The organism is Aeromicrobium jepli (genome assembly GCF_047246605.1).
Classification (GTDB): Bacteria; Actinomycetota; Actinomycetes; order Propionibacteriales; family Nocardioidaceae; genus Aeromicrobium.
On sequence record NZ_JBFOKO010000013.1, the window covers coordinates 1 to 12,771 of the forward strand.

The 12,771-nt window shown below is 73.2% G+C and carries 17 protein-coding genes; 10 read left to right on the forward strand and 7 right to left on the reverse strand.

Features of this window, described 5'->3' with window-relative positions:
* Nucleotides 1–73: 73 nt before the first annotated feature.
* Complete coding sequence (locus AB3M81_RS17240) at nucleotides 74–691, reverse strand: class I SAM-dependent methyltransferase (protein WP_412905166.1); 618 nt, start codon at nucleotides 689–691, stop codon at nucleotides 74–76.
* A gap of 77 nt (nucleotides 692–768) precedes the next feature.
* Between AB3M81_RS17240 and AB3M81_RS17245 the strand changes: the two genes are divergently transcribed.
* Both AB3M81_RS17245 and AB3M81_RS17250 read left to right on the forward strand, forming a co-directional pair.
* Nucleotides 769–1,485, forward strand: coding sequence for a YqjF family protein (locus AB3M81_RS17245; protein ID WP_412905167.1), 717 nt, complete (start codon nucleotides 769–771; stop codon nucleotides 1,483–1,485).
* 51 nt (nucleotides 1,486–1,536) lie between these two features.
* Nucleotides 1,537–2,103 (forward strand): DUF2231 domain-containing protein, encoded by a 567-nt coding sequence (locus AB3M81_RS17250; protein ID WP_412905168.1) that lies wholly within the window; start codon nucleotides 1,537–1,539, stop codon nucleotides 2,101–2,103.
* Between the two features lie 3 nt (nucleotides 2,104–2,106).
* Here the strand turns inward: AB3M81_RS17250 and AB3M81_RS17255 are convergent, their stop codons facing one another.
* The gene (locus tag AB3M81_RS17255) at nucleotides 2,107–2,856 is read right to left on the reverse strand and encodes a cytochrome c oxidase assembly protein (RefSeq protein WP_412905169.1); all 750 of its coding nucleotides are present in this window, start codon (nucleotides 2,854–2,856) and stop codon (nucleotides 2,107–2,109) included.
* 59 nt (nucleotides 2,857–2,915) lie between these two features.
* The gene (locus tag AB3M81_RS17260) at nucleotides 2,916–3,434 is read right to left on the reverse strand and encodes a DUF2243 domain-containing protein (protein WP_412905170.1); all 519 of its coding nucleotides are present in this window, start codon (nucleotides 3,432–3,434) and stop codon (nucleotides 2,916–2,918) included.
* Nucleotides 3,435–3,629: 195 nt separating this feature from the next.
* On the opposite strand from AB3M81_RS17260, the gene AB3M81_RS17265 reads away from it, so the two are divergent.
* From AB3M81_RS17265 to AB3M81_RS17300, 8 genes are all read left to right on the forward strand, one after another.
* A complete protein-coding gene (locus AB3M81_RS17265) occupies nucleotides 3,630–4,985 on the forward strand; it encodes a cryptochrome/photolyase family protein (RefSeq protein ID WP_412905171.1) in 1,356 nt (451 codons plus the stop codon).
* On the forward strand, nucleotides 4,982–5,614 hold the full coding sequence (locus tag AB3M81_RS17270; protein WP_412905172.1) for a CPBP family intramembrane glutamic endopeptidase: 633 nt from the start codon (nucleotides 4,982–4,984) through the stop codon (nucleotides 5,612–5,614). The genes AB3M81_RS17265 and AB3M81_RS17270 overlap by 4 nt, the downstream gene beginning before the upstream one ends.
* Nucleotides 5,615–5,618: 4 nt before the next feature.
* The gene (locus AB3M81_RS17275) at nucleotides 5,619–7,013 is read left to right on the forward strand and encodes a tryptophan-rich sensory protein (RefSeq protein WP_412905173.1); all 1,395 of its coding nucleotides are present in this window, start codon (nucleotides 5,619–5,621) and stop codon (nucleotides 7,011–7,013) included.
* Between the two features lie 410 nt (nucleotides 7,014–7,423).
* Nucleotides 7,424–7,831 carry a VOC family protein gene (locus AB3M81_RS17280; RefSeq protein ID WP_412905174.1) on the forward strand — a complete coding sequence of 136 codons (408 nt, stop codon included), beginning with the start codon at nucleotides 7,424–7,426 and terminating at the stop codon, nucleotides 7,829–7,831.
* Nucleotides 7,828–8,379, forward strand: a complete 552-nt coding sequence (locus AB3M81_RS17285; RefSeq protein ID WP_412905175.1) for a DUF488 domain-containing protein — start codon at nucleotides 7,828–7,830, stop codon at nucleotides 8,377–8,379. Before AB3M81_RS17280 ends, AB3M81_RS17285 begins: the two co-directional genes overlap by 4 nt.
* A gap of 41 nt (nucleotides 8,380–8,420) precedes the next feature.
* Nucleotides 8,421–8,933, forward strand: a complete 513-nt coding sequence (locus AB3M81_RS17290; RefSeq protein WP_412905176.1) for a hypothetical protein — start codon at nucleotides 8,421–8,423, stop codon at nucleotides 8,931–8,933.
* On the forward strand, nucleotides 8,930–9,379 hold the full coding sequence (locus tag AB3M81_RS17295) for a DUF421 domain-containing protein (protein WP_412905177.1): 450 nt from the start codon (nucleotides 8,930–8,932) through the stop codon (nucleotides 9,377–9,379). Before AB3M81_RS17290 ends, AB3M81_RS17295 begins: the two co-directional genes overlap by 4 nt.
* A gap of 65 nt (nucleotides 9,380–9,444) precedes the next feature.
* A complete protein-coding gene (locus AB3M81_RS17300) occupies nucleotides 9,445–10,623 on the forward strand; it encodes an alcohol dehydrogenase catalytic domain-containing protein (protein WP_412905178.1) in 1,179 nt (392 codons plus the stop codon).
* Between the two features lie 75 nt (nucleotides 10,624–10,698).
* Here the strand turns inward: AB3M81_RS17300 and AB3M81_RS17305 are convergent, their stop codons facing one another.
* From AB3M81_RS17305 to AB3M81_RS17320, 4 genes are read right to left on the reverse strand one after another with little or no spacing between them, the layout of a single operon-like run.
* A complete protein-coding gene (locus tag AB3M81_RS17305) occupies nucleotides 10,699–11,070 on the reverse strand; it encodes a VOC family protein (RefSeq protein WP_412905179.1) in 372 nt (123 codons plus the stop codon).
* A 12-nt stretch (nucleotides 11,071–11,082) separates the two neighbouring features.
* Nucleotides 11,083–12,150, reverse strand: coding sequence for a carboxylate-amine ligase (locus tag AB3M81_RS17310; protein WP_412905180.1), 1,068 nt, complete (start codon nucleotides 12,148–12,150; stop codon nucleotides 11,083–11,085).
* Between the two features lie 49 nt (nucleotides 12,151–12,199).
* Nucleotides 12,200–12,361, reverse strand: coding sequence for a DUF8730 family Cys-rich protein (locus AB3M81_RS17315; RefSeq protein ID WP_412905181.1), 162 nt, complete (start codon nucleotides 12,359–12,361; stop codon nucleotides 12,200–12,202).
* The gene (locus AB3M81_RS17320; protein ID WP_412905182.1) at nucleotides 12,361–12,747 is read right to left on the reverse strand and encodes a carboxymuconolactone decarboxylase family protein; all 387 of its coding nucleotides are present in this window, start codon (nucleotides 12,745–12,747) and stop codon (nucleotides 12,361–12,363) included. Before AB3M81_RS17320 ends, AB3M81_RS17315 begins: the two co-directional genes overlap by 1 nt.
* Nucleotides 12,748–12,771: the final 24 nt, after the last annotated feature.

Here is a 12,771-nt window from a genome sequence, read left to right on the forward strand (position 1 = left end):
AGACATCTCCACTAAGCCGGGAGGTCCTCCTCTTTCACAAGCCCCGTGTCACCAACGTGTCTGCCGAGTACAGCTAGACGACGCGCAGCACCGTGACGGCGAAGTCCGAGTCGGGCTCGAACGGGTCGAGGTGCCACGTCGAGAACCGGCTCTCCACGCGCGCGATCCCGCGCGCCTCGAGGTCGGCCAGGTCGGCGTCGTACTGCTCGAACGGGTAGCTGGGGCCGCGCCGGAAGCCCAGCACCACGCGGCCGCCGTGCCGGGTGGCGGCGCAGAGCCGCTCGAGGACGCGCCGCTCGGTGCCCTCGGCGAGGAACACCATCACGTTCCCGGCGCAGACGACGAGGTCGACGGGCTCGCCGCCGACGTCGTCGAGCGTCAGCTCGCTGAGGTCGACCACCCCGTACGTGGGACCGGGGTGGTCCGCCTCGGCGGCCTCGACGAGGGCGGGATCGACGTCCACGCCGTAGGCCGTGTGGCCCGCCGCGTGGAGCGCCTGGGCGAGCCGCCCCGTCCCGCATCCGGCGTCCAGCACCCGCGAGCCGCGCTGCAGCAGCATGTCCGCGAAGCGCGCCTCGCCCAGCAGGTCGGCGCCCTGCGCCTCCAACGTCCGAAACCGCTCGATGAACCACTGCGAGTGGCCGGGCTGCGTCTCGGTGAACCAGCGCGGACGGGGCGTCGGTGAGCTCATGGCCCCATCCTGCGCGAGGCCGGGTGAGCGAGGGGACGACGGGGGTACACCCCGGACGTCCCCCATCGGAGGAACCCATGGCCCACCGGACCGCCGAGCACCGCATCCGCGTCCCCGTCGCGCACTCGGCCTGGCGGTGGATGGCCTTCGCCCACTGGCGGGTGGATCCGGGTGCGGTCCAGGCGCTCCTGCCCCGGGGCCTGGAAGTCGACACGTACGACGGAGCGGCCTGGCTCAGCCTGACGCCGTTCGAGCTGGCGGACGTGAGGCCGGGCCTGCCGGGACTCCACGGGGTCGACCGCGGCTGGTCCACGCTGGAGACGAACCTGCGCACGTACGTCCGACGGCCCGGGGGAGCGGACGGCCTGTGGTTCCTGAGCCTCGACGTCGAGAACGTCCTGGCCGTCGCGGGCGCACGCCTCGGAGTCGGGGCGCCGTACTTCCGCGCCGACCTGACCCTGCGCCGCGAGGCCGGGACGGTCGCCTACTCGGGGCGGCGGATCGGGTCGGACGCCGACTACGCGATCGCCCTGCGCCCGGGCGAGCCGATCGAGCCCGACCCGCTCGAGGTCTGGCTGACCAGTCGGTGGCGCGCCTACACGCGGCACCTCGGCCGGCTGTGGATGCTGCCCGTCGAGCACGAGCCGTGGCCGCTGCGGGCCGCCGAGGTGGTCGAGCTCGGCGAGACGGTGACCGACGCGGCGGGGTTCGAGGCCCTCGGTGCGCCGGACCTCGTGCACTGGTCCGAGGGGGTCCGCCGGGTCCGCAGCGGCGCGCCGCGCCCCTGCGCATGACGACCGGGCGCCCGGGTACCTCAGCAGCACGGATCGTCGAAAGGACTCATCATGGCGACACGCTCGCACCGGCGCCGCTCCTCCTCGCCCGCCGTCCGGCTGGCCAGGTCCGTGGAGTCGGCCTCGGTCCTGGATCCCGTCGTTCGCGCGATCAACCCCGCGGCCCAGGCGCTGATCGGCTCCGAGGGACGCCGACGGCTCCTGCAGGGCGACTGGCTGGGACATGCGGTCCACCCGCTCATGACCGACCTGCCGATCGGCTTCTGGACGTCGGCCACGGTCCTGGACCTCGTCGGCAGCGAGCAGTCGAGGCCGGGAGCGCGCAAGCTCGTCGGCCTCGGGGTGCTGAGCGCGGTGCCCACGGCGATCACCGGGTGGGCCGAGTGGGCCTCGGTGTCGCGTCCGCAGGAGCGCCGCGTGGGCGTCGTGCACGCCGTCTCGAACGCGGCCGCGATCGCGGCCTATGCCGCCTCGTGGCGCGCCCGGGCCCGCGGCGAGCACGCCCGCGGGCGCAACCTCGCGCTCGTCGGCGCCGCCGTCGCGTCGGCCGGCGGCTTCCTCGGTGGGCACCTCGTCTCGGCGCGGAAGGTCTCGAGCCGGAACGCCGAGTTCGACTGAGTCCTAGCGTCGTCGCGCGGTCGCGGGCACCCGTGTGCCGGCCGGCCGATAGCCGGGCCGTGCCGCCAGCAGCATGACGAGCGCGAGCAGCAGCTCGGCGATGTCTCCGCCGAAGTACATGAGCGACCCCGCCGCCTGGAGCTGTCGGGTGGGCTCGTCCACGCGCACCCACAGTCCCGCGTACAGCAGCTGCGAGACCGCCGAGTGCACGACGATCGCCGCCGCCAGCGTGATCAGACGGGTGCGGACGCTCGCCCGGTGCGGCGACGGGTCGAGCCCGACGATCACCCACGCGAAGAGGAACCCGGACAGCACGAGGTGCACGTGCACGAGCAGGTGCACCGTCGGGGACTCCGTGCTCCAGCGGTAGAGGTCCGTGAAGTAGAGCAGCACGAGTCCGCCGCTGCTCAGCAGGAGCGCGACGAGCGGGGTCGAGAGCACGCGGACCGGTGCGGTGTTGAGCAGCGAGCCGAGTCCGCGCGCCGCCGCGTGGGGGAGTGCCCGCAGCAGCAGCGTGACCGGCATCCCCAGCACGAGCAGCAGCGGCGCCACCATCGCTATGAGCAGGTGCTGCGCGGCGTGGCCGCTGAAGTCGTCGTGCGCGAACGCGTCGAACGGCGGCGAGAGGGCCAGCGCGACGAGCGCGGCCCCGGCGACGAACGCCGAGGTCCGGCGCAGCGGCCAGCCCTGTCGGGACTCGGCGCGGACAGCGCACACGACGTAGGCCACGGCGACGGCGCCGACCACCAGCATCGGCGTGTACGCCGAGACTCCCGAGGATGCCGCGTGGTCCGCGTGTGACGCGAGCACGGTCAGGCGCGCCGGTCGTGCGCGGGCGACAGTCGCCGCGCGAGCAGCCAGCCGACCGCGATCAGGACGACGCCCATCGCGAGGTAGCCCAGGTCCCACGCCAGCTCGGCGTCACCGGGGCGCACGTGATGGATGCCGAGGATCTGGTGGCTCAGCAGGCCCTCGACGACGTTGAACACGCCCCAGCCGACGAGGATCCACGGCCACAGGGCGTTGAGCCGCCACGTCCGGCCGCGCCCGCGCTCGACACGACTGAACAGCATCGCCATGCCGGTCAGCACGAGCAGCCACGTGACGACGTGGAAGATGCCGTCCCACAGCGTGTTCATCTCGAGGCCGTGGACCGTCGTGTCCGGGTAGTAGGGGATGCCCACGTGGTCGCGGTCCGTGGTGGTCAGCAGGTGGTGCCACTGCAGCACCTGGTGCAGGACGATCCCGTCGAGGAAGCCGCCCAGGCCCATGCCCAGGACGATCCCGGGCGCGGCCAGGCTGCGTGGGGTGGTGTCGGTCTCGGAGGTCATCGCTGCTCCTGTTCTCGACGTGGACTCGATGCGCCGCTCGTTGGTCGCGTCACCCGACCAGGGGAAGGTCGGGCACCGGTTCCTGGAGCCGTACCCAGACTCCGCGGAGCCATGCGCGCGCCGTGCCGACCGTGCCGCGCCGCCCTACGGTGGGGGCATGGCGACCATGGACGTGGACCCGGCGCGGCCGCTGCGATGACCTCGATCTGGTGGATCCGCCGCGACCTGCGGCTGGCCGACAACCCCGCGCTGGTGGCCGCCGCCGCCCAGGGCGAGGTCGTCCCCCTGATCGTCCGCGACCCCCGGCTGGCCGGGACCGGTCGTCCGCGACGGGCCCGGCTCGAGGCGTCGCTCGTCGCCCTCGACGAGGCCATGAACGGCGCCCTCGTCGTCCGCACCGGCGACCCCGCCGACGTCGTGCCCGAGGTCGCGGACGAGGCCGGCGCCACGAGCGTCCACGTCACGGGCGAGTACACGCCCTTCGGCCGCCGCCGCGACGAGCGGGTCGTGGAGCGGCTCGAGGAGGCCGGGATCGAGGCCGTGGCCACGGGAACCCCCTACGCGGTCGAGCCCGGCACGGTCCTGTCGGGGCAGGGAACCCCGTACAAGGTGTTCACGCCGTTCTCGAAGGCCTGGCGCGAGATCGCGTACGTCGACCCGGCGCCCAGGCCCGAGGTCGAATGGGTCCGGCTCCACGGCGAGGACCTCGACCACGAGCTGGCCGGTTTCGGTCGCGGCTCCGGCCCGGTCGGCGAGGCCGAGGCGCTCCGGCACTGGCGTGAGTTCGTCGACGAGCGGCTCGCCGACTACGGCGACCAGCGCAACCGTCCCGACCTCGACACCACGAGCCGCATGTCGGTCCACCTCAAGCTCGGCGAGATCCACCCGCGCACGATGCTGGCCGACCTGCACGACTTGGCCCCGGACGACGAGGGCGGCGTGGAGCGGTACGTCACCGAGCTGGCCTGGCGCGAGTTCTACGCCGATGTGCTCTGGCACCGTCCCGACTCGGCCTGGTCCGACCTGCGCGACGAGCTACGCGCCATGCCGTACGACTCCGGGCCCGACACCGCCGCGCTCGTCGACGCCTGGCGCGAGGGCCGCACGGGGTTCCCCTTCGTGGACGCCGGGATGCGCCAGCTGCTGGAGCAGGGCTGGATGCACAACCGCCTGCGGATGGTGACGGCGAGCTTCCTCGTGAAGGACCTGCACGTGTGGTGGCCGGTCGGCGCGCAGCACTTCCTCGACCACCTCATCGACGGCGACATCGCCTCGAACAACCACGGCTGGCAGTGGGTCGCCGGCACCGGCACGGACGCCGCCCCGTACTTCCGCGTGTTCAACCCGGTCGGCCAGGGGCGGCGATTCGACCCCGACGGCGCGTACGTGCGCCGCTGGGTCCCCGAGCTGGCGCACCTCGACGGCGCGGCCGCCCATGAGCCGTGGAAGGTCCTCGACGGCTACGCCCACGGCTACCCCGAGCCGATCGTCGACCACGCCGAGGAGCGCCGCGCCGCCCTCGACCGCTACGACCGGGCCCGGGGCCGATGACCGTGACCGAGGCGACCGGGCGGCGACGCGGGTGGGTCGTGGTGACGCTCGTGGTGGGGGCCGCCGCGCTCGCCTTCACGCTGAACCGGCCGACCGGCGACGACCTGTTCCTCGTCACGGGGTACGCCATGGCCGCCGTGTGGGCGGGAGGCGCACTGCTGTCCGGGCCGATCCCGCGCAGTGACGCGGGAGCCGGCCGCGCGGCGCTCATCGGGGCCGCGGTCGGAGCCGTCCTGCTGGGCGCGTGCCTCGTCGTCGCCGTCCTGATCGCCGACGTCCCCGCCCTGGCTGAGCCCGCCGACGAGCTCCTCGAGCACGCGGACGGCGCCCTGCTGCCGGTCCTGCTCATGACCGCCGTCAACGGCGTCGGTGAGGAGATGTTCTTCCGCGGCGCCCTGCACGACTCGCTGCCGCGCCGATGGGCGTGGCTCGTGAGCACGGCGGTCTACACGCTCACCACCGCCGGCAGCGGAATCGCGCTGCTGGTCCTGGCCGCGGCCATGCTCGGGGGCGTGACCGCGTTCCTGCGCGAGCGGACGGGCGGCCTCGCGGCGCCGATCGCGACGCACCTGGTCTGGTCCCTCGGCATGCTGCTGCTCCTGCCCCACGCCCTCGCGATCGGAAGGTGACCCCATGACACGCACCGCACTGGTGACCGGAGCGTCCGGCTACGTCGGCGGGATGCTCGTGCCTCGGCTGCTCGAGGACGGCTGGCACGTGCGCGTCCTGAGTCGCCGACGGGCGTCGATCGAGGGGCACGACTGGGCCGACCGGGTCGAGGTCGTCGAGGGCGACGCCGGCGACGACCAGGTCCTCGCGCGGGCCCTCGGCGGCACAGACGTCGCGTACTACCTGATCCACTCGATGGGCGGCGGGAGGGACTTCGCCGAGCGCGACCGTTCACTCGCGGAGTCGTTCAGCCGCGCCGCCGAGCGCGCGGGCGTCGGCCGGATCGTCTACCTCGGCGGACTGCACCCGGACGGCGAGCTGTCCCCGCACCTGGGCTCTCGTGTCGAGGTCGGCCAGGTCCTCCTCGACGGTGGTGTCCCGACCGCCGCGCTGCAGGCGGCCGTCGTGCTGGGCGCCGGCTCGATCTCGTTCCAGATGCTGCGGTACCTGACGGTGCGCCTGCCGGTCATGCTCGCGCCCAAGTGGCTCTACAACCGCATCCAGCCGATCGCGATCGACGACCTGCTGCACCACCTCGTGAACGCGGCGGACCTGCCGGCCGACGTGAACCGCACGCTCGACGTGGGCGGGCCCGAGGTGCTGACGTACTCGCAGATGATCCACCGCTTCGCGCGCGTCACGGGACTCAAGCGCCGCACCGTGCTGGGCGTCCCGGTGCTGACACCGGGGCTGGCGAGCCGCTGGATCGGCCTCGTGACGCCGCTGGACACGAAGGTCGCCCGGCCGCTCGTCGACAGCCTCGTGCACGAGGTGGTGTGCCGTGACGACTCCGAGCGGCTGCTGCCCCCGCCGCCCGGTGGTGGCACCGGCTTCGACGAGGCGATCCGGCGCGCCATGGCCGAGCTGGAGCCCGACCACGGTCCGCGAAACCTCGCGATCGCGGCCGCGGCGACGGCCGCCTGTGCGGTGGCCGGCTCGATCGCGACCAACCCGGGCTCGCGGTGGTACCGGCGCCAGGAGCTGCCGCCCTGGCAGCCGCCGGCGCTCGCGTTCCCGGTGGTGTGGACCGCGCTCTACGCCGACGTCGCGGTCACGTCCGCGCGAGCGGTGACCGAGTACGAGCGCGATGGCGACCCGCGCTCGGCGCGCTCGTACTGGCGCGCGTTCGCGGTGAACCTCGTGCTGAATGCGGGCTGGAGCGCCGTGTTCTGGCGTGGCCGTCGACCGGACCTCGCGACGCTCGAGGCCGCCGCGCTCGCGGTGAGCAGCGCCGACCTCGCGCGCCGGGCCGGAAGTCCCGGCCGGCGCCGCGCCCTCGTCCCGTACGCGGTCTGGTGCGCCTTCGCGACGGGCCTGTCGGGCTCGATCGCCCGCCGCAACCGCCTGCGCGGACGCTGATGGGGCGGTGAGCCTTCAACCCCTCCCCGCGGACAGCGGTGAGCCGTCAACCGGACGGGGCACCGTTTCGGTTGATGAACGACCGGCGTCCGAGGCGCTCGATCTCCGGCGCGACCCGGCCCCGGCGCCGCGCGACGATGCCCTGTCGGCGAACGCGATCCATCGGGGCCCAGACGATCGGCTCCATCGACGTGCGAGGCCCGGGGACAGGGCACCGCGAACGTCATCACCGGCTTTCTCCTCGGTCGCCGCGCTGGACGCCATCGAGACCAAGTACGAGCGCAAGGGCAAGCGCGTCGAGATCGTCGGCCTCGACCGCGCCAGCGCCGACCGGCACGGACGCCTCTCGGGCCGGCTGCCCTAGGTCCCACGGGATGCCGTCGCGCGCCCCCTGTGGTGACAATGCCGTCATGGCTGGCTACCCGCAGTTGATCCAGACGGTCATCGACACGACCGAGGTGCGCGCCACGGCGGAGTTCTACCGCGAGCTGTTCGGGCTCGTGTACCGGCCCGGCGACGAGCCGGCGGACGGCGAGGAGCCGCCCCAGTGGCTCGTGCTGCGCCGACCGGACGGCACGAACGCGCTCGCGTTCCAGCAGGCCGACGAGGTCAAGCGCACGACGTGGCCCGACCCCGAGGTGCCGATGCAGCTGCACCTGGACTTCACCGTCACCGACGTCGACGAGCTGTACCGGCACCGCGCCCGGGCCGAGGAGCTCGGCGCGACGTTGCGGCTGGACCGGTCCGACGACAGCGAGGAGCCGCTCTTCGTCATGACCGACCCCGCGGGCCACCCGTTCTGCCTGTTCGTCGGATGAGCGCGCCACTGCTCACGATCGGGCACGGCACGTCGGAGCGCGACGAGCTGGCGCAGCGGTTCCGCGACGCCGGGATCGACACCCTCGTCGACGTGCGCCGCTTCCCGGGCAGCCGGCGCCACCCCGAGGTGTCGCGCGACGCGATGCAGGAGTGGGTCCCCGGCCTGGGCATCGAGTACGTGTGGGAGGAGCGGCTCGGCGGCCGTCGGCGCGTGCCCAAGGACGACCAGGACGCCGACGCGTGGTGGCGCGTCGAGGCCTTCCGCGCCTACGCCGCGCACACGCGCGATCCGGAGTTCCACGCCGGCATGGCCGACCTGCTCGACCGCGTCAGCGGGAGCACGGTCGCCGTCATGTGCTCGGAGTTCGTGTGGTGGCGGTGCCACCGGCGGATCGTCTCGGACGTCGCCGTCCTCGTGCACGGGATCGACGTCGAGCACGTCATGCCGGACGGTCGGCGCAGCGCGCACGAGCCCTCGGAGGGAGCCGTCGTCGCCGGGCAGGGCCTCACGTATCCCGCGACACCTGCCGAGGCGGGCGACGCGTAGCCGGGCTACGGTGACGCTCAGTCGAGCTCTGGAGGTGGATCGTGACCAGGGTGTCCGAGGTGCCGACGCTGGCCGAGGTCGCCGACGTCGACCAGGCCCGTCGCGCGCGCAGGTGGCGTCGCGTGGGGGTGACGCTGCTGACGCTGGTCGTGGCGGCCGCGTGCCTGGGCCTGCTGGGCCCGCGCGAGGGCACCGCGACCGACGGTGACCGCCTCACGGTGGCGTACCCGCAGGTCACGCGATCGGGCTCGGACAGCGCGCTCACGATCGAGGCGAAGGGCGTCTCGGCCGACGCGCCGCTCTCCGTGGAGATCCCACACGAGGCGTTCGAGCGCCTCGGCCTGGAGACGATGACGCCCGCGCCCACGGCGGAGTCCTCCGACGGTGACACCGTCCGGCTCACGTTCGAGGCACCGGGCGCCGACGAGCTCTCGGTCGACCTGTCGGGACGCTTGGGCACCCGGTCGACGCTCGGCACGTTCACGTTCGACGTCCGGGTCACCAGCGCCGGCGAGGAGCTCACCGCCTCGGCCAGGACGTGGGTGCTGCCATGAGCATCGTGCTGAGCGCCGTCGCCGTCTTCGCACTGGTCTGGGTCGTCGTCCGCATCGTCGGCAAGCGCGAGCTGAGCGAGATGGCCCCGTTCGACTTCGTGATCCTCGTGGTCATGGGCGACCTCGTGGCCGAGTCCGTCATCGCCGAGGACACGTCGGTGACGGGGGCCGTCATCGCCGTCGCCACGTTCGGCCTGCTGACCGTGGTCGTCTCGTGGATCTCGTGGCGGCTGCCGCAGCACCGCTCGGTCTTCGAGGGCGTGCCGACCCTGCTCATCAGGAACGGCGAGCTCATCGAGGAGGCGCTGCACATCGAGCGGCTCAACCTCGAGGACCTGCGCACGGCGGCCCGGCTCGAGGGCATCCGCGACCTCGAGGACGTCGAGTGGGCCGTGCTCGAGCAGGACGGCAAGTTCTCGTTCTTCGCGCGAGAGCAGTCCGGCTGAGCGTGTAGGGGCGCCATGCGCGGGTACCCCCCTGCCGACCGATCTTTCCGACGCAGAGGTGGGACATGAAAGCAGTGACCTGGCAGGGCAAGCGCGACGTGCGGGTCGAGCAGGTGCCCGATCCGACGATCCAGGCCGACACGGACGCCATCATCGAGGTGACCACGACCGGCCTGTGCGGATCGGACCTGCACCTGTACGAGGTCCTCGGCCCGTTCATGACCCCGGGCGACGTCCTGGGCCACGAGCCCATGGGCGTCGTCGTCGAGACCGGCTCGGGCGTCGGCAACCTCAAGGTGGGCGACCGGGTCGCCGTCCCGTTCCAGATCGCGTGCGGCAAGTGCTGGATGTGCGACCACGACCTGCAGACCCAGTGCGAGACCACGCAGAACCGCGAGCACGGCATGGGCGCGTCCCTGTTCGGCTACAGCTCGCTCTACGGTGCCGTCCCCGGTGGCCAGGCCGAGCTGCTGCGCGTGCCGCACGCCGACTACGGCCCCATCAAGATCGAGTCCGATCTCGACGACGAGCACTTCGTCTACCTGTCCGACGTGCTGCCGACCGCGTTCCAGGCGCTCGAGTACGCGCAGGTGAAGGAGGGCGACACGCTGCTCGTGATCGGCCTCGGTCCCATCGGCGACATGGCCGCCCGGCTCGCGCTGCACCGCGGGATCCGGGTGATCGGCGCCGACCTCGTGCCCGAGCGCCTCGCGCGCACGGCCGCGCGCGGCGCCGAGACGTACGACGTGACGAAGGTCGACGTGGCCGAGATCGTCCGCGAGGCCACGAGCGGCCGCGGCGCCGACGGCGTCATCGACGCGGTGGGCATGGAGGCGCACGGCTCGCCCGTCGCCCAGGCCGGCCAGACCGCCGTGGGCTTCCTGCCGGACTTCCTGGCGCGCAAGGCGATGACCACGGTGAGCGTCGACCGCCTCGGAGCGTTCCACATCGCGGTGGACGCGGTCCGTCGCGGCGGCACGATCTCGCTGAGCGGCGTCTACGCCGGCACGGTCGACCCGATCCCGCTGCAGACCCTGTTCGACAAGCAGGTCGCGCTGCACATGGGCCAGGCCAACGTCCGGCGGTGGGTCGACCAGGTCAAGCCGCTCGCCGAGGACGCGTCGGACCCGCTCGGCCTGGCCGACTTCGCGACGCACCGGCTGCCGCTGGACCAGGCGCCGGACGCGTATAAGGACTTCCAGGACAAGGCGAACAACACCGTGAAGGTGCTGTTCAAGCCCTGAGGCCCGGTGGTGGGGCGGTGGGCCCCCGTCCGAACCCGTCGGTTCGGCCGGGGGCCCACCTGTGTCCGGAGCGGTTCAGCGTGGGACCTTGAGGACGCAGAACTCGTTGCCCTCCGGATCGCGCAGGACGACGAACGCCTCGTCCGGGCCCTGGCCGACGTCGGCGTACGTCGCGCCGAGGGACAGCAGCCGCTCGACCTCGCGGTCGACGTCGCCGTCCGCCGGGCGCAGGTCGACGTGGGCGCGGTTCTTCGTCGTCTTGGGCTCGCCCGCGTGCTGCACCCACACCGTGACGGCGCCCTCGGGCGCGTCGTCCGGCGGCCACAGGTGGCACGTCGGGCCGTCGCCGTCGCGCTCGAGCCGGTAGCCCAGAGCCTCCGCCCAGAAGCGCGCCATGAGGTCGATGTCGCGGGCGTCGATGGTCCATTGGCGGATGACGGCGGTCATGGGCCCTCCTGCTCAGTGGTGGGGATCGGTCCGGTGGACGAGGTCCTGCATGACGGCTCGCAGGTCGGCGGGCGTGCCCGCGGCCGCGCGCTGGCGGGCGGCGCCGTTGCCCGTGGTGAGCAGCCGCTGGACGCCCTCGCGCACCCGGTCGGTGGTGCCGGCCTCGTCGAGCGCCGGCGCGACGGTGGTCAGCAGGGACTCGAGCGCCTGCGACGCGGGGACGAACTCGCCGGTCGTGGGGTCCATGAGCCGGCCGCCGAGCCCGTCGTGCCGCGCGCGCCAGCGGGCCCAGCGCAGCAGGTCGAGGTTCCAGTCGGCGGCGTCCTGCCCGTCGGCGATCGTGGTCACGATCGCCCGCGCGAGCTCGGCGACGAGCAGCGCGTCGTCGACCTCGGTGCACACGTCGGCGACGCGGATCTCGACGGTCGGGTAGTTCTCGGCGATGCGGGCGTCGAGGTAGACCATGTGCTCGTCGACGGCCGCGCCGGACGAGATGGCCGTCTCGACGAGCCGCCGGTAGGACTTGAGGTCGCCGAACGCGTCGACGACGCCCGCCGTGGGCCACATGTCCCACAGGTGACCGCGGAAGCTGGCATGGGCGGTGTCGCGGCCGTGGAAGAACGGCGCGTTCGCCGAGAGCGCGTTCAGCAGGGGAGTCCACGGGCGCAGTCGGTCGATCACGCGAACGGCGTCCTCGTCGGCGACCTCGACGTGGATGTGCATGCCGCACGTCATGCCGTTGCGGGCGATCTCGCCGTAGTGGGCGATCATGCGCGCGTACCGGGAGTCGGGCGTGGGGACCGGATCGCCACCGCCCAGGACGTCGACGGGCATCGCCGCCAGGTGGAAGCCGGCGGCGCGGGCGGCCGCGACGGCGGAGGAGCGCTGGGCGGCGAGGTCCTCGCGCAGCGCATCGGGGTCATCGTGGGCGTCGGTCTGGATCTCGACCTGCTGCAGGAACAGCTCGTGATCGAGCTCGTCGCCGGGCTCGAGGCGCCGGTGCGCCCTCACGACCGCCTCGGACTCGGGCACCACACGGCCCTCGTCGTCGACCACGAACAGCTCTTCCTCGATCCCCACGCGTCGCACGCGCCCGACGTACCCGCGCGCGGGCGCGCCAAACCGCGCGTCAGCGCCCCAGGATCCGGCGCAGCCAGGAGTCGTTGTCCGGGTCGTCGTGGCCCGCGCACCACTGGTCGGCCGGCACCGTCGCCTTGACCGAGGCCACGTGGTTGCCGCAGCCGGCCCACGTCGTCTTGCCGCACGTGCGGCACGTGGTGGGTCGGCACATCAGACCGCCGCCTCCTTCGCGTCCAGCGCGTCGGCGAACTCGCAGAACGCCTCGTAGGCACGGGCGCCGTGGATCGTCGCGGGCCCGCCGTGCATGAGGAACGTGACGCCGATGGCCTCGGCGGCCTCCTGGCGGGTGGCGCCGGCGCGCGCCGCAGCCTGTCCGTGCGAGGCGATGCAGCCGTCGCAGCCCTCGACGACGCCGATCGCGAGGGCGATGAGCTCCTTGGCCTTGCGGTCGAGCTCGCCGTCGGCGAACGCGGCGCCGGACAGCTCGGCGAAGCCGCGGTAGACGTCGGGGATCGCCTGGCGCAGCCGGCGGTGCTGGGGCGAGAGCTCGCGCAGCACGGACTTGCCGTGGGCGGAGCAGGTGTTCTCGGTGGTCATGTCAGCCTTCCGTCGTCTTGATCT